The following is a 24,932-nucleotide window of genomic DNA, read 5'->3' as shown; positions in this document are numbered from 1 at the left end:
CTATGCCGAAGGCAGAGGGAAGGATCTTCGACTTCAAAGGGCACGACGCGATAAGGACGGACTTTCTCGAAGCGATCGATTTCGATGGAAAAGACGAGTACATAAAGATAGAGACCGACGAGTTCTCCGCAGTCTGTCCCTTCTCCGGTCTTCCAGACATCGGAAGGGTGATCATAGAGTACTACCCGGACGGTGGAAAGATCGTCGAACTCAAATCTTTGAAGTACTACTTCGTCAGCTTCAGAAACGTTGGTATATACCAGGAAGAAGCGACGAAGAGAATCTACGAAGATTTGAAGAATCTTCTCAAAACCGACCGAATCAGGGTCACGGTGATCTACAACATAAGGGGTGGCATAAAGACAACCACTCAGATGGGTTCACTGGAGGGGAAAAAGAGTGGAGAAGTCGAATGAAAAACTCATTCTCCTGACGGGAATATTCGTCTCTGCTTTGACCATATCCAACGTGATCGCAGGAAAACTGGTGAACATAGGGTCTTTCCTTGTCCCGGTGGCGGTTTTGTGTTACCCTATCACGTTCGCCGTAACGGATATCGTATCGGAAGTCTATGGGAAAAGAACAGCCCAGAAGATGGTCTGGACGGGATTCTTCACGTCTCTGATCTTGGTGATCTACTCCCAGATTGCGGTTTTCTATCCTCCCGCTTCCATCTTTGCGAACAATGAGGCCTTCGTGAAGGTTTTTGGATCAACTCCGAGGATCGTGCTCGCAAGTATTCTGGCTTACATCCTTTCACAGACTCACGACGTCTGGGCCTTCCACTTCTGGAAGAAAGTCACCAGAGGATCACACCTGTGGCTCAGAAACAACCTGTCCACGATGGTCTCCCAGTTCATAGACACACTCACCTTCATCACCGTGGCGTTCGCTGGAACAATTCCGGGGAACGTGCTTGTTCAGATGATCTTTTCCCAGTACGTGGTGAAGCTGATCATGGCACTGATCGACACACCCTTTGTGTATCTTGGGGTGAAACTGATCAGCGGCCAGTGGACAGTGAAAGAAGGGGGCTGATATATTTGATAGTTGCAAGGGGGCTAACCAGGAGGTTCGGGGATTTCACCGCGGTCGATCACATCGATCTTTCGGTGAGGCCGGGGGAGATATACGGCTTTTTGGGACCGAACGGTGCGGGGAAAACCACCACGATAAAGATGCTCACCGGAGTTTTGAAACCAACGGAAGGAGAAGTGGAAATCCTCGGCATGAAAATGAGCACCCACGAGATCGAGATAAAGAAGAGTATCGGTGTGATACCGGACGAGCCAAAGATCTATTCACATCTGACGGGGAAGGAGTTTCTGGATTTCATCATCGAGATTTACGATCTGAAAGAAGAAGAGATCGATAAGAGGATAGCGGAGCTCTGCGAAGCCTTCAAAGTGGATTACCTCGGAAAAAGAGTAGGTGAGATGTCCCACGGTATGAAACAGAAACTCATGCTGGTCAGCGTTTTCATGAGAAAGCCGAAGGTGATATTTCTCGATGAACCCACGGTGGGACTCGATGCGAAGAGTGCAAGGATATTGAAACTCCTTTTGAGGAAGTACGCTGACGAGGGAGCCACAATATTTCTCACTACCCACATATTGGAGATCGCAGAAAAGATGTGCGATAGGATAGGCATTATAAACAAAGGCAGACTGATAGCGGAAGGTACCATGGAAGAGCTCAGAAGGCTCGCCGGTCAGAAAGAAGCCAGTCTGGAGGATCTGTTCCTCCAGCTCACCGCGGAGGGAGAAGAGATAGAAGAGATCATGAGGGAGCTGTGAAATTAAATCTGGAGGTGGTACACATGTCTGCTTCCTCCCAATCCCCTAAAGGGGATGGGGCTCCGCAGACAATTTCTATGAGAAAACTCTCTGTTTTGCTCAGATACGCTCCGGCTCGTGGGAGGAAAGGATTCTACTCTGTTCTCATCTCCGTTTTGATGACGGGTTTTCTGTTCTACTCGCTCATGGGGAACAATTTCAAAGCGATACTTGAAGAGTTCGGAGAAGAAGCCTTCTCTGCTTTACTTTCTTTTTCGACCACCATGTTTTCTGTGATGTTTCTTCTCGGTGTGTCTTTTTATCTTTCCAATTCGTTCGTTCTGGAGGGAGAGATCGAGTTTCTGCTCACCCTTCCCATTGAAAGGAGCACGATAGTGATCTATCAGCTGTTGATATCCCTCTTCTATCAGTCCTTCATTCTCATAATGATGATTCTTAATTTCTTCATGTATTCTCTTTTGATGAACAACTGGATGCCCTTCGTCACCGGAGTGTTTCACACCGTTTTTCTGCTCCTCGGGGGAGCCATTCTTTCAGTTCTGTTTGGAAGGCTCTTGAGAACCTCGCTGTCACGGAAGCTTTACTCGCTGATTCAACTTCTTGCCGTGTTCCTGTTTCTGATACTCGTCAACCTTCCTGATTTCTCCGTATCTTTTGGAAGATGGTTCATCTCAAACTGGAACGTTTTCGCGTACGCTGTTTTTTCAAGAGAAAATCCGATCTTTCTTCTCTATGAAATTCTGATATGTCTTGGAACTTTCCTCGTCTTTCGGGTGATTTCCACAACTGTCATGTTCGAACCTGTCCTGCGTAAAGAAAGAATGCCCGTTGAAAAACCCACGCGGTTTCCGGGTAAGGGGTTTTTCAAGAAGGATCTCATCACGCTCCTCCGGGAAGAAAGATCGCTCTACCTTCTTTTGTACCCAATCGGTTTTGGTGTTCTCATGACGTTCGTTGGAAGTCCCGATTTTGGGTTGATCTTTGCAATCGGGATCGCAGCGCTCTACAATGCGACGATGAGCGCTATGCTGTGGAGAAAGGAAATGGAAGTGTGGCCTCTCCCAAAGGTTTTACCCGTCAAGACGAGTGAAGTGATGATTTCGAAGATACTCGTTTCATCTCTGCTGAACTCGGCTGTCGTTTCTGCTTTTGTCATCTTTCTGGCAATTTATCAGAAGCAGGTGTTCTACATTTTCTTCGCACCGGCGGGTTTGAGTCTGTTTCTTTTCATCTCGGCTCTTGGGCTACTTCTTTCTAAGTGGGAAAAAACTGGAAGCCTCACGAATCCGGCGAAGGTCTTTTCTGGTCCTGAAATACTCCTTCTGCAGCTTGTGGCCATAGGGGTTGTCGGTGTGCTCGGATACGCTCTTTCAACGGGTTCTCACCTGATGTTCTTCTCGATCCTGTTAGCCACCGTGGTGGGAAGCGTCTTTGGATTCATCTGGGCATTCAAGCGTATCGTCTTTCGTGCTGAGCGGCTCGAGGAATGAGATCCTCTCAAAGGGGGTCACATTTTCTTTTTGACCGAGAATCTGAGAGCACTTCACGGCTTCTTCGAGAATTTCTTTCTTTGACTTTCCAAGGGGAAGATGGTGCACGAAGACGATGTCGAACAGATCTCCCAGTCCGATCGAGTGAGGATAGGAAATGCCGTTTCCTGGAACGTACACTTCTCCCCATCTTGCCCCTTTCGAACCCATCTTCACAACGTCGCACTTTCTGAAAGAACACTCGCGCTCGTTTCCTATCACGAGAGCGTTCAAATCGCTGGTGTCGAATCTTGCACCTGGTCCCACGTCCAGAATCACGTTTTTGGTGTTTTCACAGATCTTTCTTATCGTTTTTTCTGGAATCTCTCCAGTCACGAAAACAAGGTCGTATTCGCTCAAAGAGGGCAGTTTCATCTCTTTTCTGTTCACACCTGGATCGACGGCGAGGGGCTTGTCGTTGTGGGCGATGAAGATTCCAGTTTTTCCACCCTGAATAGTGGACATATGTGAGGTGTCAAAACTTGCTTTTTCCAAGAGTTCTACTATTTGTTTTCCCCTCCAGTCATCCCCAATGTTCGAGTAGAAGTCAACGGTGTGACCCAAAAGGAACAGGCCATAGGCCACGTTGAGGCCGGATCCTCCCGGTGATTCCCTTATGGTCGAAGAGTGTGGATTTTCACCGAAGATGAAGATATCCCAGAAAGTACCACCCACAACGGCTATCTTCAAAGCGGAAACCTCCCATGGTAGAATCTTTTAAAAAACGGAGGGAAAGAGAATGGATCTCTGGAAATTATACCAGCCCGGCACACCAGCGGCGATCGTGGCGTGGGGACAGCTGGGAACAGCTCATGCCAAAACCACCTATGGACTTCTAAGGCACAGCAGACTCTTCAAACCCGTTTGTGTAGTCGCGGAACACGAAGGGAAGATGGCGAGTGACTTTGTGAAGCCCGTTCGATACGACGTGCCCGTGGTCTCCTCTGTTGAAAAGGCGAAAGAAATGGGAGCTGAGGTTCTGATAATTGGAGTGTCGAATCCTGGTGGATATCTGGAAGAGCAGATAGCGACACTCGTAAAAAAGGCACTCTCACTCGGTATGGATGTCATTTCTGGTCTTCATTTCAAAATCTCACAGCAAACAGAATTTCTGAAGATTGCCCATGAAAACGGTACGAGAATAATAGACATTCGCATTCCACCTCTCGAGCTCGACGTTCTCAGGGGAGGTATATACCGAAAGAAGATAAAAGTCGTCGGTGTATTCGGAACCGACTGCGTGGTAGGTAAAAGAACCACCGCTGTTCAGCTCTGGGAAAGAGCTCTGGAGAAGGGGATCAAAGCGGGTTTTCTCGCAACAGGACAGACAGGGATCCTCATAGGAGCGGATGCGGGGTACGTGATCGACGCTGTTCCCGCGGATTTCGTTTCCGGTGTGGTGGAAAAAGCTGTTCTGAAACTCGAAAAAACAGGAAAAGAGATCGTCTTCGTGGAGGGACAAGGAGCCCTGAGACATCCCGCTTACGGCCAGGTCACCCTCGGCCTTCTGTACGGTTCCAATCCTGACGTGGTTTTCCTGGTTCACGATCCGAGCAGAGACCATTTTGAATCTTTCCCGGAAATTCCAAAAAAACCGGATTTTGAAGAGGAAAGAAGGTTGATAGAGACTCTCTCTAACGCGAAGGTGATAGGTGGGGTGTCTCTCAACGGAGGCTTCGAAACGGATCTTCCCGTTTACGATCCGTTCAACACAGATGACCTCGACGAGATGCTGGAGAGGGCAATGGTATGGTAGACGTTGTAATGGCACCATGCTCACCTGTGGAGTGTAGAACGGCGGTTGTGATAGATGTTCTGAGGGCAACGAGCACCATAGTGACCGCTCTTTCGAACGGTGCTTCCGGTGTGATACCCGTGAAAACCATCGAAGAGGCTCTGAAGAAGAGAAAAGAAGGCGTTCTGATCTGCGGAGAGAGGAACGCACAAAAACCGAAAGGATTCGACCTTGGAAATTCCCCTCTGGAATACAGGAAGGAAAAGATATCAGGAAAAACCATCGTTCTCACGACCACAAACGGCACTCAGGTGATAGAGAAAATCAGAAGTGAAGAGATAATAGCGGCTTCTTTTTTGAATTTGTCAGCGGTCGTTGAGTATTTGAAAAGCAAAGAAGACATACTGCTCGTGTGTGCTGGAACGAACGGCAGATTCTCCCTGGAAGATTTTCTACTCGCTGGCGCGATAGTGAAGAGGCTAAAGCGAAACGATCTTGGGGACGGTGCTCACGCGGCGGAAAGGTATTTTGAGTCCGTGGAAAACACAAGGGAGGAGATCAAAAAACACTCCTCCCACGCAAAAAGGCTGATTTCTCTTGGATTCGAAAACGATGTCGAATTCTGCACGACTGAGGATCGTTTCAAAACAATACCTGCCCTCGTGAACGGTGTGTTCATTCTGAAAGAATTTCCGTGAAGTGCTTTGCGTTCGCTCCCATTCTTCTACACAGGTTTTTCAAAACGGTCTTTGGACCAACTTCAACGAACTCGGTTACTCCCATTTTTTTCATGGTGTCAACCGACTGTTTCCACAGAACCGGCCCTGTAATCTGTTCGATTATGTTCCTCTTTATCTCTTCAGGATTTTCCGTTGGTTTTGCTGTCGAGTTCATAACGATGGGCCATCTCGGCTTTTTGAAGTCCACCTTCTCCACTTCTTCCTTCATTTTCTCCCTGGCGTACTCCAGAAACGGTGTGTGAAACGGGCTTGAAACCATGAGTTCCACGACACGGCGAGCTCCTTTCTCTTTGAGAATCTCCATTGCCTTTTCCACCGATTCCTTCAACCCACTGATCACAACCTGATCGTGGGAATTGTAGTTCGCTATGTAAACCCCTTCGATAGAGTTCACCACTTCTTCTATGGTTTCAATGTTGAGCCCTATGACAGCGGCCATCGTGCCTTTCCCCGGTTCCAGTGCCTTCGACATGTACTCTCCCCTTTTTCTCACAAGATAAAGCCCCGTCTCGAAATCGTAGACTCCTGCCACTGCCAGGGCGGTGTACTCTCCGAGGCTGTGTCCTGCCACAACATCGGGCAGGATACCTCTCTTCTCCAGCTCGAGAAAAGCGATGTAACTCGTTATGTAGATCGAAGGCTGGGCGTTCTCTGTGAGTTTCAATGTTTCTTCGTCACCGTTCATGATCTCCGTGATATCAAAGCCCAGTACCTTTTTCGATCTTTCGAATATTTCTTTCGAAGACTCGTAAACGGAAAAATCCTTCGCCATTCCAGAGTACTGCGATCCCTGTCCGGGAAAGACAAACGCTCTCACCGTTCCACCTCCAGTTTCTTGAGCCTCAGCGCTATCAGAGCAGCAACGACCAGTTTTATCAGATCGAACCAGACGAAGGGAACGAATCCCACGGAAATCGCTTTCCTGATATCGTGAACGTAGAAGTTCAATACAAAGACACCGAGCGCATAGATGATGCCGAGTCCTGCTACCCCGGAAGCGAGATACCAGGCGAAACTTTCCTTCTTTTCAGCCAGAAGGCCGATCACGAACGCTCCGAGGATGAATCCGAAGAGGTACCCACCAGTTGGTCCCACAAGGACCTGCGCACCACCCTTGAAATTCGCAAAGACGGGAAGTCCCATGGCTCCAAGCAGAACGTACGTTGCAACTGCAAGAGTTCCGTATTTCTTTCCCAGAACGTACGCTGAAAGAAAGACAAAGAACACCTGAAGGGTAAAGGGAACAGGCCCCAGAGGGATCGAGATCCATGCCCCCACCACGATGAGAGCTGTGAAAATCCCTGCCTTTATGAGCTGCCTCACTCTTCGATGTACCCCCTCAGCTTCTCCACCGTTTCTTTGAACTCCTTCAGGATATCCTCTATGATCTGCTTCACCGGTTTTATCTCATCGATCAAGCCGGCGCTCTGTCCCACCATGAAGGATCCTCTCTCCAGATCGCCTTCAACGACCGCTCTTCTGAGACTTCCCACCAGCATTTCTTCAGCCTGCATGGGGTTTTCAAACTCCATCTCCTGGATCTTCCTTGCAAAGGGAGTTCTGAGAACGCGCGCGGGGTGTCCAAGTTTGGCTCCCGTCACAACGGTGTCTCTTATGGAAGCCTTGACGATCTTTTCTTTGTAAACCGGGTGCACGTCGCTTTCCACACTCGCCACAAACCTGGTTCCCATCTGAACGGCTTCCGCTCCGAGTGCGAAGGCGGCTGCCATACCTCTTCCGTCGGCGATGCCTCCCGCTGCGATCACGGGGATGTTCACACTCCTGGAGACTTTGTTGACGAGAACGAAGGTTGTGACTTCACCTATGTGTCCACCGGACTCCATCCCTTCCGCTATCACCGCATCCGCTCCCGCTCTTTCCACCATCCTTGCCAGAGAGTCGGAGGCGACAACGGGTATCACCTTTGTTCCGTTTTCCTTGAGTTCCCTTATGTACTTCGTTGGGTTTCCCGCACCGAACGTGACGACGGGTACTTTCTCTTCTATGCACACCTTGACGAGATCGTCCGCCCACGGAGAGACAAGGATTATGTTTACACCGAAGGGTTTGTCCGTCTTCTGTCTGAGTTCGGAGATCGCTTTTCTCAGGTCGTCCGGCTTCATGGCTCCGGATCCGATGATTCCAAGTCCTCCCGCCTCCGATACCGCTGCTGCGAGGGTGGGAGTTCCCGCCCAGGCCATTCCACCCATGAGGATTGGATGCTCTATTTCCAGAAGATCTGTCACTCTTGTTCTCACGGTCATTTCTTTTTCACCCCCAGCAAAAGCCTGGCTTTCGCCACGATTTTGTCATCGACCTTTGCAACTCCTTCCACCTGAACCGTGCCGAGTTTTTCACCGAGCTTTCTCACTTCGTAGATCAGCCTGTCACCCGGACGTACCTCCTTCTTGAAACGCGCTTCGTCTATTCCGAGAAACAGAGGAATTCCTTCCACACTCTTCAAAAGGAGAATTCCAGCGGTCTGAGCAAGGCCCTCTACGATGAGAACACCCGGGTATATCGGATACTCCGGGAAATGTCCCTGGAAGACGGGATCAGAAATGCTGATGTTTTTGAAGGCGACGATCCTGTCTTCTGATTCTTCTATCACACCGTCAACTAGGAGAAATGGATACCTGTGCGGAAGGATCGACTTCACGTAATCTATGTTCATGATTCATACCTCCCCACCACGATGGACACGTTGTGCCCGCCGAAACCAAAGGAGTTCTTTATGAAGTTTTTGATCTCCATCTGAACGGGTTCTTTACCGACAAGGCCGGTTCCTTTCGCTTCGTCGATCGGATTGTCAAGGTTCGGCATGCCGTGGACGAAAGAGTTCTGCATCTGAAGGATGGCAAGAACGAGTTCGGAAGCACCGGCGGCACCAAGGAGATGTCCTATAAGGGCTTTCGAAGAGTTTATGGCGACGTTCTTTACGTGTTCTCCAAGGACTTTCTTTATCGCTTTGAGTTCCGCTTCATCACCTGCTGGTGTGCTTGTGGCGTGACAGCTCACGTAGTCGATGTCTTCGACAGCCAGACTGGATTCTTTCAGGGCGAGTTTCATGGCTTCTGCTGCCCCTCTGCCCTCTGGATCTGGAGCACTGAAGTGGTACGCGTCGTCCGTCATACCCACTCCCTTGATCTCCGCGAGAATTTTCGCTCCTCTCGATTTTGCCACTTCCTCGGCTTCGAGTATGAGAACCGCACCGCCTTCACCCATCACAAAGCCGTCTCTGTCTTTATCGAACGGACGAGAAGCACGCTTTGGATCGTCGTTCCTCCTTGAGAGTGCTCTCATGTTGGCAAACCCGGTGATGGGAAGTGGAGCAATCGTTGCCTCGGTTCCCCCGACGACTGCCACATCCGCGTATCCGTGTCTTATGAGGAGAGCACCGAGAGCTACCGCGTGGAGGGATGAAGCACAGGCGCTTACAGAAGAGAAGTTCGGTCCTTTCAGTCCGTATTCCATTGCAACGACACCGGAAGCCATATCGATGAGGATCATCGGAATCAGGAACGGACTGACTCTGCTTGGACCCTGACTCAGGAATTTGTTGTTCTCGCTGTCGAGCGTCAGAAATCCTCCCATGCCGGATCCTATGATGGTGGCTGTCCTGTCGGCGTACGGTTCGAAGTTTATACCGGCGTCTTCCACAGCTTCTTTCGCGCTGACCAGAGCGAAGTGAACGAAACGGTCTGTTCTCCTGACCAGTTTCGGATTTATGTACTCCTCCGGTTTGAAATCTCTCACCTCTGCGGCGATCTGGACGGGAAGGTTAGAAGCATCAAAAGAAGATATTCGATCTATCGTTACTTTAGTTTCTCTAAGTCCTTCTAAATTTCTCTCTTTTCCAACACCAAAGGGACTCACGATACCCATACCCGTGATAACTACCCGCTTCAAAATACCACCTCCTGACAAAAAAATCTGGCATGATTATACCATAATCTCACATTGGGTTACAATCCCGATGTTCTCTCATGTTAAGGAAATGAGAAATTTACTCTCCAGGTGATAACATATTGAGGAGAAGGAGGGAATAGGATGAAGAAATACGTGATCGTGACGGGAGGAGTCCTCAGCGGTATTGGGAAGGGAATATTCTCGGCTTCCTTAGCGAGGTTGATGAAAGAACACGGTGTCGATGTGAACGTGTTGAAAATCGATCCTTATCTCAACGTGGACGCTGGTACCATGAATCCCAACCAGCACGGAGAAGTCTTCGTCACCGAGGATGGCTACGAGGCGGATCTGGACCTCGGTCACTACGAGAGATTCCTTGGAAGAGACATGACGAGGCAGAACAACATGACAGCGGGGCAGGTGTACCTTCGTGTCATAGAGAAGGAAAGACAGGGAAAATACCTTGGGAACACCGTCCAGATCGTACCGCATCTCACTGAGGAGATAAAAGACAGAATAAGGGCGCTCGAGGCGGAACTCCTCGTGGTCGAGATAGGAGGTACCGTTGGAGACATCGAAGGGGAAGTCTTTCTGGAGGCTGTGAGAGAACTCCAGATGGAAGAAGGAAAGGAAAACTTCCTTTTCGCTCACGTCACGTACGTTCCTTACCTTCGGACGACCAACGAGTTCAAGACGAAACCCACTCAACAATCCGTTCAGCTTTTGAGAAGGATAGGAATCACACCGGATATGGTCATCGTGAGGAGCGAGTTTCCCCTCGATGTCCCCAGTATGAACAAGGTGGCTCTTTTCTCCGGTGTTCCACGCGATTTTGTGATAAACCTGCCCGATACGAAGAACGTGTATGAAGTTCCAGAAATACTGAGAGATATGGGTTTGCACGAGAAGATTGCTTCCAAGTTGAACGTTGAGCTGAAAAAATCCACGTTCAACTGGTCCTATCCCAAAGCTTTCAAACCCTACAGGATAGCGCTCGTTGGAAAATATCTTGGAACGGACGACGCGTACAAAAGCATCATAGAGTCGGTCTTTTTGACAGGAATAGAAAAGCCCACCGTGGTGGACAGTCAGATGCTCGAAGACATGAACGACGAAGAAGTAAAGAAAGTGCTCGACGAATACGATGCCCTCATCATACCCGGTGGATTCGGAAGAAGAGGTGTAGAAGGCAAGATAAAAGCCATAAAGTACGCACGTGAGAACAAGAAGCCCATACTTGGAATATGTCTCGGTATGCAGCTCATGGTCATAGAGTTCGCACGCAACGTGTTCGGCTACAAAGAGGCCAATTCCACCGAGTTCGATCCGAACACACCTTATCCTGTTGTGGATCTCATGGAGGAGCAGAAGAGAATATTGAAGCTCGGTGGTACGATGAGGCTTGGAGCTCAAAAGGTGAAAATTTTTCCAAAAACGAAACTCTACGAAGTTTACGGTGGAGTTGAGGAAGTCTACGAAAGGCACAGGCACAGATACGAAGCCAACGAAGAAGCGTTTCCGGAGCTGTTCAAAAAACCTGGAGAAGAAGGGTACAAGCTCGTCGTGTCCGCGAAATCCGACTTCATAGAGGCCGTTGAGCTTGAAGATCATCCTTTCTTTGTTGGTGTTCAGTTTCATCCCGAGTACAAGAGCAAAGTGGGAGCACCGCACCCGATTTTTGTCTATTTGAGAAAAGTCCTGGAGGGATCACAATGATAGACATGCACCTTCACTCCACGTTCTCCTACGATGGAAAGGCGGAAATAGACGACATAATCTCTCAGGTGCAGAAGCTCGGTATCGAACATTTCTGTATCACGGATCACTACGAATACGAAAACGGGGAACTCGTTCACGATTTCAACGTTGAAGAGTACTTTCTCACCATGGAGAAATACGATCTTCCGAAGGGAGCGGAGATCAGCTGGGATGGTGTGGGAGAGGCGGTTTTTCCCGATGGTTTCGACTACCTTCTTCTTGGGATACATCGGTACGATGAGAACCTTCCACCGGATGAGCTCGCAAGAGACTATCTGGAGCGAACGCTCTTTGTGATGGAAAGGGTGAAATTCCACACACTTGCACACCTGGACTATCCGGCAAGATACGCGAAGGCAGATTTCAAAGCGAACAGAGATTTGATAGAAAAGATTCTGGTGTTCCTCGTGAAAAACGAAAAGGCCCTTGAAATCAACACTGCTGGTCTCTTCAAGCACGGGAAACCCAATCCGGACTACTGGATAGTGGAGATGTATTACGATCTCGGTGGGAGAGTCGTGACGATTGGTTCGGACGCACACGAATCGCAACATATAGGTCGAGGAATAGAAGAAGTCATGAGAGAACTCAAAAAGTTTAATTTCGAGTACCTCGCTGTCGATGGGAAGAAACTCGTTACCGTGAAACTGAGGTGAAGGAATGGCTTTTCTTTTGAGTTTTCTTTTGAGTCTGTTCGGTGTCTGGTTCTTCGGAAGAGTTGCGAAAAGACTGAACATCGTGGACAGGCCGGATGGTGTTCTGAAGCCCCACGGGAGAGAAACACCTTACCTGGGTGGGCTGGGAATATTTGTGGGGGTCCTTCCGTTCTTGTGGAACGACACGGTGGTTCTCCTTTCGGCATCGATCGCTCTTGCTCTGGGATTGATGGATGATCTGTTCTCTCTTTCTCCTTTTTTAAGGTTGATCGCAGAATTTGGCATTTCGCTTCTGCTCGTGTGGAGATTCATCGGCCTCGACAATTTACTGGTTTCCACTTTCTGGTTGTTCTTTGTTGTCGTTCTCATAAATTCCGTGAACATGATGGACGGTATGGATGGGCTCTGTGGAAGTCTTGTGGCTCTGTCGGCGCTCTCCTATTTCTTTCTGGTTAGAGGCGTGTTCTTCGAAAACCTCTCTCTCTCCCTTCTCGGTGCATCTCTTGGCTATCTTGTTTTCAATTTTCCACCCGCGAGGATCTTCATGGGCGATGCGGGAAGTTATCTGATGGCTGTTTTGCTATCCGCGATCGTTCTTTCCCAGAATCGATTTGCCTCTTTCGATACATTCCTCACGATGATTTTTCCTCTCTGGATCTTCTTTTTGGATTTTCTGGCGAGTGTTCTGAGGAGGTACAGGAACAAAAAATCGATCTTCAGAGGAGACAGGAATCACATGTACGACAAGCTCTCTCGAAGATTCGGGGTGAAAAGAGCTCTCTTCATCATGATAGCAACGCACGCTGTGTTCTGTGGGTTCAGCTTTGGAGCTCTGGGAAATATCGTGATGAGTGTGGTGACGTTTGTTTTAGCCGTTGTGTTTTCTTTTGTTCTCATCAAAGGCCTCGGGCTTCTTCATTACGATTGAGCGGGAGGGAAAACTTATGGAGATTCTGTTTTACGTCATGTACGTCGTAGTTGCCCTTTTCTCGTCCAGGAAACTCACGTACGAGTTCAGCGTTCCAAAGTACGCTCTGATCACGGTGTTTCTGAGTGTCATGTTCTCCATGGTCCTGATGAAGATTCTCAGGAAGGAAAAACTGGAAATCAGATTCAACATGGCCCACGTGGCTTTTTTTGCCTTCGCTATCTCGGCTCTTTTATCCACGATAAATGTCTATCGCGATAATCCTGTCTATTTCAGATATTCTTTTGACATAGCGATCTACGTTCTTCTCATGTTCTTCACATCGATCTTCATCTCGAACTTCTTCGTCACAAAAGAAAGAATAAAAAGATTTCTCACGGTCAGTGTGGCTCTTGCGGGATTCATAGCTTTCGACGCGCTTTTGAACTTCTACGGCGGTGTCGATGTTTTTCTTGGAAGTGTGGGGAGTCCCTTTTCGAGGGCAACCGTGAAGGCGACCATAGGAAACGTGAACTTCGTCTCGAACTTTCTCTCCCTGAACCTTCCGCTCGCTATCTATCTCATAGCGTCAGCCGATTTCAAAAGAAAAGAAGCGTCTGTGATCAAAGTGATAGCCTCAGTTTCTGCGCTTCTCATGGTTTCGGGAATACTGGTGTCTCAGACGAGATCGCTGTACGTTGCGAACATCATCTCCCTCTGTATTTTCGTAGCGTTCTACATGATCTTCAGAAAAAAGAAGGTTTCGGAAGAGACAGACAGAGAAGTTCTGAACATGAGTAAAACTCTCATGACTTTCGTTCTGATCGCTTCGATCGTCCTCGTTGTTCTCTACAATCTTCCCACTCCTCTGAACGGTTACGGAATGGTATCTCCCGCAGGAAGAATTCAGGCGGTTGCCGAGGTGAGTTCCTGGCACGAGAGGCTTCTGTCCTGGTTCTCATCGATATACCAGTGGAGAACACACAAGATTCTCGGTACCGGAATCGGAACGTATCAGATTCTCACGATAAACTACATGGGAGATGTTATAGAAGACCACCCGATTCTGATGTACGGCTGGAACAACTTCAAGAGAACGCACAACGATTACCTTCAGGTTCTTGGAGAAATGGGAATTGTCGGATTTGCTTCTGTTGTTTTTCTCGCTCTGTCACTTGGGATACTGTTCTTCAAAATAATTCGAAGAATCGCAGTGCGGGACGATCTTTTGCTCTTTCTGGCGCTTGCCAGTTCTTTCATCACGTTCATGATGCACAGCGCGTTCAGCTTTCCGGCGCATCTACTTCCAAACGGTTTTCTTGTGATGACCGTCGCTTCCATAGCGGTTGGTGGGTACTTCTACGGCGGAAAGAAAGCGGAGATTCAACGAAAGAAGGCCGTTGTGTTTGGAACGATCGTTCTTCTAGTTGGTGTCGTTTCCGCTTACTTGAAATGGAACTACTTCATTTCTGAAGTTTATTTCAAATGGGGAAATTCTGCCTATCTTTCTATAAGGAAAGTGGAAGAAGACATGGCCAAACTGGACAACTACGAACAGCAGGTAAAGACGGCCATGGAAGAGCTGAGCTCTCTGAGTGGACGGTACAGTTACCTGAAACCCGACGAATTCAAGAAGTTTGTCGAAAGTCAGAACCTTCCTGTGAAGCCTTCTAACCTGGAGATAGAAAGACTGAGGCTCGAGACCATTCAAAAAGAAAGCCAGAAATTGCAAAACGCTCTTCAGCAGATAGCATCTTATAGGAATCAACTCACGAATCAAAAGATAGAACTCTACAGGAAAGCGAAAGAGTACTTCTTGAAATCCGTTCAAGTGAACAAAGCATATGGAAGATCTTATTTCTACCTTGCATCGCTTGCAACAAGCGAGTACCGAATCGACGAATTGAAAGCGAAGCTGAAGACAAAAGAGGATTACAATGCGTTTTTTGAACAGAACTTTGATGAGTATCAAAAGGTGATCTTTCCGGATGTGAAGAAGACTGATCTGACGTTTCTTGAGAACGCGAGTCTTTCCACGATCAACGATCTGGGAGAGGACAATCTCATCACCGCTCAGGTCCTCCTCGATTCCGTTTCTCTGTACCTTTCCTCTCTGAAGTCCTTCAACGAGAGAAACACATACAGAGGCCTTGCAACAAGGTATGTAGGGCTTCATCAGATCATGAAGATTTTGTTCTCGAAAGCCCAGGACGATCTGACACAGAAAGCCTTCGCTGAGTTGGCATCAAAGTATTTCGATAGTTTCACGAATTACGCGAAGCTCACGGTGAAGATTCTTCCGGGTGCGTGGAACAGATTTCCCGACTGGAAACACTACGATCTCAGGAAAGCGGTTGCGGGGCAGGATATCTACAGATATTTCGCTACGAAAGCTGCGGAAGCTCAACCACTCACCGTTCAGAAGAACAGAGAGTTTCTATTCCACCTTGCTAAAAGAGAAATCTGGGCAGTTGAAAGCATGAACAAAGCGGGTGTCTGGGGAGTTCCAGATGGTGTTCTCGATTTTCTGCATGCGATGCCTTTCGAATACGTCTCTTCAAACAATCGTCAGGAGGCCTTGTTCGCATCCGAAGACGTCCTGAAGATTTACAATGAGAGCTACAGAAACGCAAAAGAATCCATATCGATGTACGAAAGTAGAGCAGAAAAGACATTTGAAAGCGTTCTGGAGGAACTGAAGGAATACCTCGAAAGTAATCTGGGAAAAGAGTACGCGAATCAATTCGAAAAACTCTTCAAGGATCTTTTTGAAAGCTTCAAGAATCTGAACTGGCTGTCCATCAACGTTCAGGAAATGAACAAATTCATATCAGAGAAGAACTACACGTACAAGTTGAATCCGTGGGCAGAACTTCTCGTAGAAAGGATGAAAAACTTCGAAAACTATATGAAGCAAAGAAATGTTGAAGCTTCCAGAATCAGCGAAGTGCTTTCCAGGATCTACAACGACCTGTACGAACTCAGAGATGTTCTTGTTTTCGAAAGATACATAAGATTCCTCGAACACTACAGACTCATTCTGAACGATGCAAGGAACTTCTTGAGAACTCTGGAAAAAGTCTACAGCGTGGCTTCTGATGAGGAGTGGAAGATGATACTGGAAGACTGGAGTGTGAACCTCTGGAACGATGAAAAGTTCGAAACGAAAGAGCAGGTGTTGGAACGATTGAAGAAATCAGAAGAATTTCTGAAATCGATAGAGGAAAGTTTGTAAGGACAGGGGGAGAATCTCCCTGTTTTTTGTTCTCTGTGCACAATTTTTAATGATTCAAAATCGATACAGAACAGAAAAATTCACGAAACACAATGCGTGTATTATTGATAACGAATATCAAATTAGAACAATTTTAAAAATTTACGAGGAGGCGTTGTGTATGGAAGGAAGGATTCCTCTCATAGGTGAAAAGTTTCCAAGGATGGAAGTGAAGACCACTCAGGGAAAGAAGGTTCTTCCGGACGACTTCAGCGGAAAGTGGTTCGTTCTCTTCAGCCATCCGGCTGATTTCACTCCGGTGTGTACCACCGAGTTCGTTGCGTTTCAGAAGAGGTACGATGAGTTCAGAAAACTCAACACGGAACTCATAGGTCTCAGCATCGACCAGGTGTTTTCACACATCAAGTGGATCGAGTGGATCAAAGAAAAACTAGGAGTCGAAATCGAATTTCCTGTCATAGCAGATGACTTAGGAGAAGTTTCCAGAAGGCTCGGATTGATTCATCCCAACAAGGGAACAAACACGGTGAGAGCCGTTTTCATAGTCGATCCGAACGGAATCATAAGGGCCATCGTCTACTACCCGCAGGAAGTTGGAAGAAACATCGATGAAATTCTCAGAGCGGTGAAAGCCCTTCAAACGTCCGATGAAAAAGGAGTTGCCATTCCTGCCAACTGGCCAAGCAACGAGCTCATAAACGATTCTGTGATCGTTCCTCCGGCAAGCAGTGTGGAAGAAGCAAGAAAAAGACTGGAATCGAAAGATTTCGAGTGCTACGACTGGTGGTTCTGTTACAAAAAGGTATAACAGAAAATAAAAACAAGAAAGCGGGTGGCTCCTTCTGGAGCCACCTTTTCGTTTTTCCCTCCTTAAATTCTTCCATCAGTTAACGAAATGAAACTGTAACTTGACAAAGTGTGACCTATTGGTTGACAATAATTTATGAAGTTGTTTGCGGCATGCAACTAACTGATGGGAGGGACCCTTTTGAACATTTCACCCACTCAACACAAGATTCTCAAACTTCTCATAGAAAACGAAAAGATATCGATGAGAGAAATCAGTGAAAAGCTTTCTGTGAACATGTCCACCGTGTCCAGGAATTTTCGCTCGTTGTTGGAATCGGGTTTTGCTCTGAAGGTCGAAGAAGCATCTCCTGGTTCCTCGGGAGGTAGAAAAACCGCTCTTTATACGGCAAACCCGAATAAGTTCTTCATCCTGGGGATTGGTGTTGAGCAGAACAGGTTGATCGGTGTGGTGATCGATGCGAAGGGAAACGAGGTTGAAAAAAGTGAGATACACAGAAGTTTTCGTGGAGATGAGATCGTAAACGCTCTTGTTGATTGTGTTGAACCTTTTAAAGAAAAGTATCCAAACACAGTGGGAATTTCCATCGGTATGCCTGGAATCATAAAAGAAAACAAGGTGATCTTTTCTTCGGCCCTCGGTATTGAAGATCTCGATCTTGGAAGAATTCTCTCCAAGGAATTTGGAACAGAGATTTTCGTTCTTAACGACGCAAACGCGGCAGTTGTGGGATACGGTTTTCAGAAGAAAAATGTGGTTTATTTTCTGATCTCTGTTCCTTACTATCTGAACCAGCCGGTGGGTGTTGGAGCGGGACTCTGGCTGGAAGGGAGCCTGTACCAGGGTTCCAACGGTGCTGCGGGTGAATTCGAAATCGACATCCTGCCGTCCATTCTGTCTGGACCAGCCACACTCGATGAAGTAGATTTGAAAAACCTGTCTTCCGATTCGTTCTTGAAACTTCTTTCGAAGCTTTCGGAGGTTGCCTCTTTCGTTAGCTATCTTCTAGATCCCGAAACCGTGATTTTTGGTGGGGACATAACGTTGTTTTCCCCGGAATTTCACAGCGGTCTGGCAAAGAACGTTCGGGATCACCTCGAAAAAAGACACATCTCTGACGTTGAGGTTCTCTTCGATGAAAGAGGGCTCTGGACGGTCGCCTTCGGTGCAGCAAAAGCCTTCTGGAAAAGGATTCTAGAAGACTACGAGTTCGCCGGCAAGATTCTGAAATGAAGGAGTGATGGACGTGGATCTTGGAAAGCTGTTCTTCTGCGGTTTCAATGACTTCAACGAGGAAGTCAAGGAAATAATCAGAAAATACAGACCAACCGGTATTTTGATCTATCCAGGAGTTCTTTCGAAAGAGTACCTTCTGATGGATTTCATGAGTTTTCTATCGAAGGAAGGAGATTTTCTCATCAGTTCCGATCACGAGGGTGGCCAGCTTGAGGTGTTGAAATACGTTCCCTCGTCTCCGGGAAATCTTGCCTTTGGGAAAAACTCACCGGATGTGACTTACAGATATTCCAGGGTTGCGGGAAAGATCATGGAGATTGTGGGGCTCAACATGGTTTTTGCTCCTGTTCTTGATCTTCTTTCTGAAGAGAGTTCTTCGGTGATCGACATAAGAAGCTACGGCTCAGATCCCAAAATCGTAGCCGAGCACGGAGCAAGAGCCTGTGAAGGTTATCTGGAAGGTGGAGTTATTCCCTGCATCAAGCACTTTCCAGGTCACGGAAAAGCGAGAGAAGACTCTCACCTCACCCTTCCTGTAGTCGATGCACCCTTTGAAAAACTCTGGGAAGAGGATCTTCTGCCGTTCAGAAAGGTGCTGGAAAGGGAGAAAAAGGTCACGGTCATGACGGCCCACGTCAGATACTCTTCGATAGACAGTCTCCCGGCTACTCTTTCGGAGAAGATCATAACGGACGTTCTCAGAGAAAAGATCGGTTTCGACGGTCTTGTGATCAGTGACGCTATGGAGATGAGCGCTGTGTCGAACAATTTCTCTGTTGAAGAGATTGTGAGTCTCTTTCTGAACGCGGGAGGAAACATGATCCTTCTCGGTGATTACAGAAATCTTCCGGTTTACTATGAAACGCTGGTGAAACTCCTCGAGGATGGAAAGGTCCAGAAGGACAAAGTGGAGCGCTCCATAAGAACGGTGGAAAAATATCTTGCTTTTGCGAAGAAAAACAGCGGTGTTGGTTTCCTTGCCGATGTTTCGATGAAGGCTGTGGAATTCCTCGGTTTTGAAAAGATAGATCATACCAGTGAAGTGACTCTTCTCGTTCCTTCCAGTGAGAATCTGAGTCAGGCAGACACCACGGGGGGCGATTACGATCAGATTCCGGAGATCGTTTCCAGATTTTTCGAAGTCGAGAATGTTGTTCGATACACCGTAGAAGACGGTCCCGAGTTCGTTGAAGGTGATTTGATCTTCGATTTTGTAGCCGACATACCGAACGAAAAGGCTTTGAAAGCCCATCTGAGCCTTCCGGCAGAAAAGACCGTTTACTTCGTTCTGAGAAATCCGTTCGATGTCAGGTATTTCGAAGGAAGAAAGATAGTCGTCACAAGATCGACGAAACCCATTTCTATCTATAAATCCTTAGAACATTTTTTAGGGAGGTGTGATTCATGAGGAAGTTTTTGGTCATTCTCATGGTAGTTCTTCTCGCAGTTCTGGCACTGTCCAAAACCAAGATAGTCTTCTGGACCATGTCGTTGAAACCGACCTTCACAGATTTTATTCAGGGAATCATCGACAGGTACGAAGAGTTGAACCCGGATGTTGAAATCGTCTGGGAAGATGTTCCATGGGACGTTCTCCAGCAGAAGCTTCTTGCGGCCTTTTCTTCTGGAAATCCACCCGATGTTGTGAACCTGAACGCTCAGTGGACCATCGAATTCGCTCAGAAGAAAGTTCTGTTCCCCTTGAACGATTTGCTACCCGAAGAAGTTATCAACCAGTACTTCGACAACATGATCAAAGGACTCACCTGGAAAGACGGAATTTATGGAATTCCCTGGTACACAGCTGTGGACGTGATATTCTACAACAAAGAGATCTTCGAAAAAGCTGGACTGGATCCGAAGTATCCACCTCGAACCTGGGATGAAATACTCCTCTACTCAGTTTTGATCAAGGAAAAAACGGGAAAATACGGTGCGCTTCCTACGATCTTCCAAGATCCCTCTGCGATCTTCAACTGGGACGGATTGAATCTCTACACGGTGGATGAAAACAACAGAATAAAAGAAGTACTCTTCGACAGGCCGGAATACGCTCACACTCTCAACAAATGGGCCACTCTCTACAAACAGAAGTACATCCCGAGTGAAATCGTCCAGGGTGGAGAATGGACGAGAGCCACAGAGCTCTATCAGGCTGGAGAACTCGCCATGTTGATCACTGGCGTTCAGTTTGCGGACAGAGTGAAATGGAACGCCCCAGAAATATACGAAAAATCCGATGTTGCTCCTATTCCGGCTCCAAAACCTGGTGTGAGAATGAGTGGATGGTATTCAACACTGAACGTGGTCAGAGGATCCAAGAATCCTAAGGAAGCCGCTAAATTCGCAGCGTTCGTTGCAAACCTCGAGAACCAGATCGCATTCTGTAAGCTCGTGACCATATTCCCGACTCTCAAAGCAGCGGTGAACGATCCGTGGTTCTCAAAAGACGATGGAACGCTCGCTGCCAAAGCCAGAATCATGGGAGCCAAGTATCTTGAGAACATCACGTTCTACAACGATGACATATCATTCAGAAAAGAAGCGTTCGACAGACTGAAGGATGCCATTATTCAGGTGTTCCTTGGACAGAAAGATCCCGAAACAGCGCTCAAAGAGACCGCGAAGTACTGGAGATACCTCATTCAGACTCAGCAATCGAAATAAAAAAGATGGGGAGGGGTGTGTCCCCCTCCCTTTCGAAAGGAGAGAGAGAATGCCAGGAAGGTACTACAAAAGTTTGAGAAAAAAACAGCTTCTTCTTGCATTCTTCTTCATAACGATTCCAACTCTCCTCATGGTGCTTTTCATATATTATCCTCTCGTGTTCGGTATCAAAATATCCTTTTACCAGTATGACATAGTGGGAGAATCTCTTTACATTGGACTGAAAAACTACGTCGATCTGCTTCGCGATCCTTTATTCTGGAACGCCTTCAAAAACAGTCTTTTGTACCTGCTTGTTGTACCTCCGCTCCAGCTCATTTCTATACTGCTTGCGGTCCTGCTCGACAGGGCCATAAGGGGTAGGAATCTTTTCAGAACTCTCATTTTTCTTCCAGTGGTTACTCCCATCACCATCGCTGCGATCACATGGCAGTGGATGTACAGAGAAAAAGGATTCATCAACTTTCTTCTCCAATCACTTCATATTATAGACGAGCCGATTGCTTTCCTCTCGGATCCCAAGATAGCTCTCTTTGCTATCATGTTTGTCACCATGTGGAAGGGCTTCGGTTACTACATGGTCATATATCTGGCGGGGCTCCAGAGCATTCCCAGGGAATTGATAGAGGCTGCCAGGGTTGACGGTGCGAAGCCTTCTCAGGTCTTTTTCAAAGTGACGATCCCCCTTCTGAAACCGTACATCCTGTTTTGCTCAACCATGTCGTCCATAGCGGCTTTGAACGTCTTCGGAGAGATTTACGCCATGACAAAAGGTGGCCCGGTTCACGCAACGGAAACAATGGGAATTTTCATATACAATCGAGCTTTTGAATATCTCCAATTCGGATACTCGAACGCCGCCGCTGTTCTGTTCAGTTTCGTTGTGATTGCGTTTTCGCTTCTGAACTTCTACCTGTTCAGGGAAGGAGGTTTGAAGAGCTATTATGCCTAAAATCAGAAAGATCTTGACTTATGTGGTTCTCGTTCTTTTTTCGCTTCTCTCGGTGTGGCCGTTTTACTGGATCGCAAAGACCTCTTTCGAGGCAGGGGGCAACGTGTACAAGTATCCACCGAGTCTCATCCCGTACCCGGCAACCTTTTCAAACTACGTTGGGGCATGGAAAACTGTGAAACTTGGAAATTACTATCTGAACACGATTATAATAGCGGGTTTTGGCACACTTTTGAACGTACTCTTCTCACTGATGGTGGCCTATCCTCTCGCTAGGATAGATTTCAAAGGAAAACAGCTGGTGCTTTTTCTGATTCTTCTTCCGATGATGATTCCAGTTCAGAACACCTTGATAGTCAACTACCTCACCCTCAGAAAACTCGGTCTTCTGAACACCTACACCGGGGTGATTCTCCCTCAGGCCGTTACAATCTTCGGTATCTTCATGATGAGACAGGCTTATTTGAGTATTCCAAAGAGCTTTGAAGACGCTGCAAGGATAGACGGTGCCGGAGAACTTTACATATGGTGGAGGATAATCACACCTCTGATAAAACCAGATATTGCCACTCTCGTTGTGTTTCAGGTGATCACCTGGTGGGACAATTTCCTGTGGCCTCTCATAGTTCTGTCCGATTCCAACAAGTATCCTCTCTCTGTGGCACTCGTTTATCTGAACAGCACTTTCCAGGTGAATTTCAGATACACCGCAGCCGGAATCGTTCTGGCAATACTTCCTGTTGTAGTACTGTTCATCTTCGCTCAGAGGTACATAATAAACGCTATTGCCGGCGGAGTGAAATACTGAAGGAGGGAAGATTATGAGCAAAACACTGAAAGAGATCACAGACCAGAAAAACGAGTTGAAGGAGTTCTTTGAGAATTTTGTTCTAAATCTGGAAAAAACGGAAATCTTCAGTGAAATACAGAAGAATCTGACCGATGAAGTGCTCTTTGTGGGATGTGGAAGCTCTTACAACCTCGCTCTCACCATCTCAAATTATTTTGAGAGAGTGTTAAAGATAAGAACGAAGGCGATTCCAGCAGGTGAGGTGGCTTTCCAAAAGGTTCCAGATCTCAAGGAGAAAGGATTGGCCTTTCTCTTCTCGCGGACCGGAAACACAACGGAAGTACTTCTCGCAAACGATGTTCTGAAGAAACGAAACCATAGAACGATAGGAATCACCATAGAAGAAGAATCGAGACTTGCGAAGGAGAGCGATCTTCCACTTGCGTTCCCTATACGAGAAGAAGCGATCGTGATGACGAAGTCTTTCAATATGATCCTGCTCTCTTTGATGTTTCTTGCGGACAAGATAGCCGAAAATTCAACGGAGAGGTTCTCAGAGCTCATTAGGTATTCGCCCGAGTTCTTCGATATCTCCTGGAAAGTGATTGAAAAGATCAACCTGAAAGAACACGATCACTTCGTGTTCCTTGGCATGTCGGAATTTTTTGGAATCAGCCTTGAATCGGCTTTAAAATGTATCGAGATGTCGCTCACTTTCTCGGAGGCGTATTCAACGCTCGAGTACAGACACGGTCCAAAGGCTCTGGTGAAAAAAAGCACCCTCGTTTTCATGCAAAAAGTACCGGGAATGGATGAACAGGAGAAGCGCTTGAGAAAAGAACTCGAGTCACTCGGTGCCACCGTTTTGGAAGTAGGAGAAGGTGGAGATATCCCGGTGAGCAACGATTGGAAATCCGCCTTTTTGAGAACTGTTCCCGCTCAGATTCTCGGGTACCAGAAGGCGGTCTCCCGGGGTATCTCACCAGACAAGCCGCCCCATCTGGAAAAGACCGTTGTTCTGTGAGGTGCATTCTATGGTTGTTGAGAAAATTCTGATCGTTGATCCCATCGATGGAGAGTTCACCGGGGACGTGGAAATAAAAGAGGGAAAGATCGTGAAAATTGAGAAGAGAGAATGCATTCCACGGGGTGTTCTCATGCCCGGGTTTGTTGATCCGCACATCCACGGTGTGATGGGTGCGGACACCATGAACTGCGATTTCTCTGAAATGGAAGAATTTCTCTATTCTCAGGGAGTCACCACGTTTCTTGCCACAACTGTTTCTACTTCGTTCGAAAAAATGAAAGAAATTCTGAGAAAAGCAAGAGAATACATCCTTGAAAACCCGTCAACATCGCTGCTGGGTGTTCATCTGGAGGGACCGTACATCTCGAAAGAGAAGAAAGGCGCTCATTCAGAGGAACACATAAGACCACCTTCAGAGGAGGAACTGAGCGAGATCGATTCTCCGGCGAAGATGCTCACCTTCGCACCTGAGATAGAAAGCTCCGAACTTCTTTTGAAACTTGTGGAAAGAGACATCGTTCTCTCTGCGGGACACTCCATCGCAGATTTTGAGGAGTTCATGAAATTCTACAAAGAGGGTGTCAAAAGAATCACACATTTTCCGAACGGGTTGAAACCTCTTCATCATAGAGAGATAGGAATCACTGGAGCGGGGCTTTTGCTGGACGATGTGAAGCTGGAGCTCATCTGCGACGGGGTGCATCTCTCCAGAGAGATGGTAAAGCTCGTCTACAAAGTGAAAAAGGCGGACGGAATCGTTCTGGTCACAGATTCTATATCTGCGGCGGGGCTCAAAGACGGAACGACCACCCTGGGAGATCTTGTGGTGAAGGTGAAAGGCGGTGTTCCAAGGCTTGAAGACGATACGCTCGCGGGAAGCACGCTCCTCTTCTCGCAGGCCGTGAAGAACTTCAGAAAGTTCACAGGGTGTTCCCTTACAGAACTTGCGAAAGTGTCCTCGTACAACAGCTGTGTTGAACTGGGACTGGATGACAGAGGAAGAATAGCCGAAGGAACGAGGGCGGATCTTGTTCTTCTCGATGAAAATCTGAACGTGGTGATGACGATCAAAGATGGTGAGGTAGTTTTTAAAAGAAATTCAAGTTGAAGGTTTCATGGAAATGAATATTCTATCAAGCACCTCTTGAGGAGATCTCTCTATCCTGTGTTTTTAGATTTGAATTTGT

The 24,932-nt window shown here is 47.3% G+C and carries 24 protein-coding genes; 18 read left to right on the top strand and 6 right to left on the bottom strand.

Features of this window, described 5'->3' with window-relative positions:
- Window positions 1-2 precede the first annotated feature (2 nt).
- The 4 genes from queF to T2812B_RS00690 are packed head-to-tail and all read left to right on the top strand — an operon-like array spanning window position 3 to window position 3,286.
- The gene (gene queF, locus T2812B_RS00705) at window positions 3-416 is read left to right on the top strand and encodes a preQ(1) synthase (RefSeq protein WP_004080885.1); all 414 of its coding nucleotides are present in this window, start codon (window positions 3-5) and stop codon (window positions 414-416) included.
- Window positions 400-1,038: a queuosine precursor transporter gene (locus T2812B_RS00700; protein ID WP_008192943.1), complete on the top strand. Its 639-nt coding sequence runs from the start codon at window positions 400-402 to the stop codon at window positions 1,036-1,038. The genes queF and T2812B_RS00700 overlap by 17 nt, the downstream gene beginning before the upstream one ends.
- 5 nt (window positions 1,039-1,043) lie before the next feature.
- Window positions 1,044-1,796: an ABC transporter ATP-binding protein gene (locus tag T2812B_RS00695; RefSeq protein ID WP_008192945.1), complete on the top strand. Its 753-nt coding sequence runs from the start codon at window positions 1,044-1,046 to the stop codon at window positions 1,794-1,796.
- 23 nt (window positions 1,797-1,819) lie between these two features.
- Entirely contained in the window at window positions 1,820-3,286 is a 1,467-nt protein-coding gene (locus tag T2812B_RS00690) for a hypothetical protein (protein ID WP_008192948.1), read from the top strand.
- Here T2812B_RS00690 and T2812B_RS00685 read toward each other — a convergent pair.
- Window positions 3,203-4,015: a PfkB family carbohydrate kinase gene (locus T2812B_RS00685; RefSeq protein WP_004080876.1), complete on the bottom strand. Its 813-nt coding sequence runs from the start codon at window positions 4,013-4,015 to the stop codon at window positions 3,203-3,205. The two genes, T2812B_RS00690 and T2812B_RS00685, sit on opposite strands and share 84 nt — an antisense overlap.
- A gap of 49 nt (window positions 4,016-4,064) precedes the next feature.
- Here T2812B_RS00685 and T2812B_RS00680 point away from each other — a divergent pair, with 49 nt between their 5' ends.
- On the top strand, window positions 4,065-5,081 hold the full coding sequence (locus T2812B_RS00680) for a DUF1611 domain-containing protein (RefSeq protein ID WP_004080873.1): 1,017 nt from the start codon (window positions 4,065-4,067) through the stop codon (window positions 5,079-5,081).
- Window positions 5,075-5,758 (top strand): 2-phosphosulfolactate phosphatase family protein, encoded by a 684-nt coding sequence (locus tag T2812B_RS00675; RefSeq protein ID WP_008192954.1) that lies wholly within the window; start codon window positions 5,075-5,077, stop codon window positions 5,756-5,758. Before T2812B_RS00680 ends, T2812B_RS00675 begins: the two co-directional genes overlap by 7 nt.
- On the opposite strand, the gene fabD is transcribed toward T2812B_RS00675, so the two are convergent.
- From fabD to fabF, 5 genes are read right to left on the bottom strand one after another with little or no spacing between them, the layout of a single operon-like run.
- Window positions 5,736-6,617 (bottom strand): ACP S-malonyltransferase, encoded by an 882-nt coding sequence (gene fabD / locus T2812B_RS00670; RefSeq protein ID WP_004080868.1) that lies wholly within the window; start codon window positions 6,615-6,617, stop codon window positions 5,736-5,738. The genes T2812B_RS00675 and fabD overlap by 23 nt on opposite strands.
- On the bottom strand, window positions 6,614-7,123 hold the full coding sequence (locus tag T2812B_RS00665; protein ID WP_004080866.1) for a biotin transporter BioY: 510 nt from the start codon (window positions 7,121-7,123) through the stop codon (window positions 6,614-6,616). Before T2812B_RS00665 ends, fabD begins: the two co-directional genes overlap by 4 nt.
- Window positions 7,120-8,064, bottom strand: coding sequence for an enoyl-[acyl-carrier-protein] reductase FabK (fabK, locus tag T2812B_RS00660; protein ID WP_004080864.1), 945 nt, complete (start codon window positions 8,062-8,064; stop codon window positions 7,120-7,122). The genes T2812B_RS00665 and fabK overlap by 4 nt, the downstream gene beginning before the upstream one ends.
- Window positions 8,061-8,474 (bottom strand): 3-hydroxyacyl-ACP dehydratase FabZ, encoded by a 414-nt coding sequence (gene fabZ, locus T2812B_RS00655; protein WP_004080862.1) that lies wholly within the window; start codon window positions 8,472-8,474, stop codon window positions 8,061-8,063. Before fabZ ends, fabK begins: the two co-directional genes overlap by 4 nt.
- A complete protein-coding gene (gene fabF / locus T2812B_RS00650; protein ID WP_004080861.1) occupies window positions 8,471-9,709 on the bottom strand; it encodes a beta-ketoacyl-ACP synthase II in 1,239 nt (412 codons plus the stop codon). Before fabF ends, fabZ begins: the two co-directional genes overlap by 4 nt.
- Window positions 9,710-9,850: 141 nt before the next feature.
- Between fabF and T2812B_RS00645 the strand changes: the two genes are divergently transcribed.
- From T2812B_RS00645 to nagA (T2812B_RS00590), 12 genes are all read left to right on the top strand, one after another.
- On the top strand, window positions 9,851-11,425 hold the full coding sequence (locus T2812B_RS00645; protein ID WP_004080860.1) for a CTP synthase: 1,575 nt from the start codon (window positions 9,851-9,853) through the stop codon (window positions 11,423-11,425).
- Window positions 11,422-12,123 carry a PHP domain-containing protein gene (locus tag T2812B_RS00640; RefSeq protein WP_004080859.1) on the top strand — a complete coding sequence of 234 codons (702 nt, stop codon included), beginning with the start codon at window positions 11,422-11,424 and terminating at the stop codon, window positions 12,121-12,123. The genes T2812B_RS00645 and T2812B_RS00640 overlap by 4 nt, the downstream gene beginning before the upstream one ends.
- Window positions 12,124-12,127: 4 nt before the next feature.
- Window positions 12,128-13,051: a glycosyltransferase family 4 protein gene (locus T2812B_RS00635; protein ID WP_004080858.1), complete on the top strand. Its 924-nt coding sequence runs from the start codon at window positions 12,128-12,130 to the stop codon at window positions 13,049-13,051.
- A gap of 16 nt (window positions 13,052-13,067) precedes the next feature.
- Window positions 13,068-16,265: an O-antigen ligase gene (locus T2812B_RS00630; protein WP_008192967.1), complete on the top strand. Its 3,198-nt coding sequence runs from the start codon at window positions 13,068-13,070 to the stop codon at window positions 16,263-16,265.
- A 160-nt stretch (window positions 16,266-16,425) separates the two neighbouring features.
- A complete protein-coding gene (locus T2812B_RS00625) occupies window positions 16,426-17,073 on the top strand; it encodes a peroxiredoxin (protein WP_008192969.1) in 648 nt (215 codons plus the stop codon).
- A gap of 180 nt (window positions 17,074-17,253) precedes the next feature.
- A complete protein-coding gene (locus tag T2812B_RS00620) occupies window positions 17,254-18,306 on the top strand; it encodes an ROK family transcriptional regulator (RefSeq protein WP_004080854.1) in 1,053 nt (350 codons plus the stop codon).
- A gap of 7 nt (window positions 18,307-18,313) precedes the next feature.
- Complete coding sequence (gene nagA / locus T2812B_RS00615) at window positions 18,314-19,717, top strand: beta-N-acetylglucosaminidase (protein ID WP_010865208.1); 1,404 nt, start codon at window positions 18,314-18,316, stop codon at window positions 19,715-19,717.
- Window positions 19,714-20,976, top strand: coding sequence for a sugar ABC transporter substrate-binding protein (locus T2812B_RS00610; RefSeq protein WP_008192972.1), 1,263 nt, complete (start codon window positions 19,714-19,716; stop codon window positions 20,974-20,976). The genes nagA (T2812B_RS00615) and T2812B_RS00610 overlap by 4 nt, the downstream gene beginning before the upstream one ends.
- 49 nt (window positions 20,977-21,025) lie before the next feature.
- Window positions 21,026-21,928: a carbohydrate ABC transporter permease gene (locus tag T2812B_RS00605; protein ID WP_004080851.1), complete on the top strand. Its 903-nt coding sequence runs from the start codon at window positions 21,026-21,028 to the stop codon at window positions 21,926-21,928.
- Window positions 21,921-22,736 carry a carbohydrate ABC transporter permease gene (locus T2812B_RS00600; RefSeq protein ID WP_008192975.1) on the top strand — a complete coding sequence of 272 codons (816 nt, stop codon included), beginning with the start codon at window positions 21,921-21,923 and terminating at the stop codon, window positions 22,734-22,736. The genes T2812B_RS00605 and T2812B_RS00600 overlap by 8 nt, the downstream gene beginning before the upstream one ends.
- Window positions 22,737-22,749: 13 nt before the next feature.
- Window positions 22,750-23,742 carry an SIS domain-containing protein gene (locus T2812B_RS00595; RefSeq protein WP_008192976.1) on the top strand — a complete coding sequence of 331 codons (993 nt, stop codon included), beginning with the start codon at window positions 22,750-22,752 and terminating at the stop codon, window positions 23,740-23,742.
- 10 nt (window positions 23,743-23,752) lie between these two features.
- A complete protein-coding gene (gene nagA, locus T2812B_RS00590) occupies window positions 23,753-24,853 on the top strand; it encodes an N-acetylglucosamine-6-phosphate deacetylase (RefSeq protein WP_008192978.1) in 1,101 nt (366 codons plus the stop codon).
- Window positions 24,854-24,932: the final 79 nt, after the last annotated feature.

Source organism: Thermotoga sp. 2812B, from assembly GCF_000789335.1.
Lineage (GTDB): Bacteria > Thermotogota > Thermotogae > Thermotogales > Thermotogaceae > Thermotoga > Thermotoga maritima.
The sequence above is the reverse complement of the archived record's forward strand: the minus strand, read 5'-3'. Positions and strand labels throughout refer to the sequence as shown.

Excerpts from the sequence above, each read along its gene's own strand:
- queF (WP_004080885.1), top strand. The coding sequence starts at position 3 with ATGCCGAAGGCAGAGGGAAGGATCTTCGACTTCAAAGGGCACGACGCG.
- T2812B_RS00690 (WP_008192948.1), top strand. The coding sequence starts at position 1,820 with ATGTCTGCTTCCTCCCAATCCCCTAAAGGGGATGGGGCTCCGCAGACA.
- T2812B_RS00680 (WP_004080873.1), top strand. The coding sequence starts at position 4,065 with ATGGATCTCTGGAAATTATACCAGCCCGGCACACCAGCGGCGATCGTG.
- T2812B_RS00675 (WP_008192954.1), top strand. The coding sequence starts at position 5,075 with ATGGTAGACGTTGTAATGGCACCATGCTCACCTGTGGAGTGTAGAACG.
- fabK (WP_004080864.1), bottom strand. The coding sequence starts at position 8,064 with ATGACCGTGAGAACAAGAGTGACAGATCTTCTGGAAATAGAGCATCCA.
- fabZ (WP_004080862.1), bottom strand. The coding sequence starts at position 8,474 with ATGAACATAGATTACGTGAAGTCGATCCTTCCGCACAGGTATCCATTT.
- T2812B_RS00645 (WP_004080860.1), top strand. The coding sequence starts at position 9,851 with ATGAAGAAATACGTGATCGTGACGGGAGGAGTCCTCAGCGGTATTGGG.
- T2812B_RS00640 (WP_004080859.1), top strand. The coding sequence starts at position 11,422 with ATGATAGACATGCACCTTCACTCCACGTTCTCCTACGATGGAAAGGCG.
- T2812B_RS00635 (WP_004080858.1), top strand. The coding sequence starts at position 12,128 with ATGGCTTTTCTTTTGAGTTTTCTTTTGAGTCTGTTCGGTGTCTGGTTC.
- T2812B_RS00630 (WP_008192967.1), top strand. The coding sequence starts at position 13,068 with ATGGAGATTCTGTTTTACGTCATGTACGTCGTAGTTGCCCTTTTCTCG.
- T2812B_RS00625 (WP_008192969.1), top strand. The coding sequence starts at position 16,426 with ATGGAAGGAAGGATTCCTCTCATAGGTGAAAAGTTTCCAAGGATGGAA.
- nagA (WP_010865208.1), top strand. The coding sequence starts at position 18,314 with ATGGACGTGGATCTTGGAAAGCTGTTCTTCTGCGGTTTCAATGACTTC.
- T2812B_RS00610 (WP_008192972.1), top strand. The coding sequence starts at position 19,714 with ATGAGGAAGTTTTTGGTCATTCTCATGGTAGTTCTTCTCGCAGTTCTG.
- T2812B_RS00605 (WP_004080851.1), top strand. The coding sequence starts at position 21,026 with ATGCCAGGAAGGTACTACAAAAGTTTGAGAAAAAAACAGCTTCTTCTT.
- T2812B_RS00600 (WP_008192975.1), top strand. The coding sequence starts at position 21,921 with ATGCCTAAAATCAGAAAGATCTTGACTTATGTGGTTCTCGTTCTTTTT.
- T2812B_RS00595 (WP_008192976.1), top strand. The coding sequence starts at position 22,750 with ATGAGCAAAACACTGAAAGAGATCACAGACCAGAAAAACGAGTTGAAG.
- nagA (WP_008192978.1), top strand. The coding sequence starts at position 23,753 with ATGGTTGTTGAGAAAATTCTGATCGTTGATCCCATCGATGGAGAGTTC.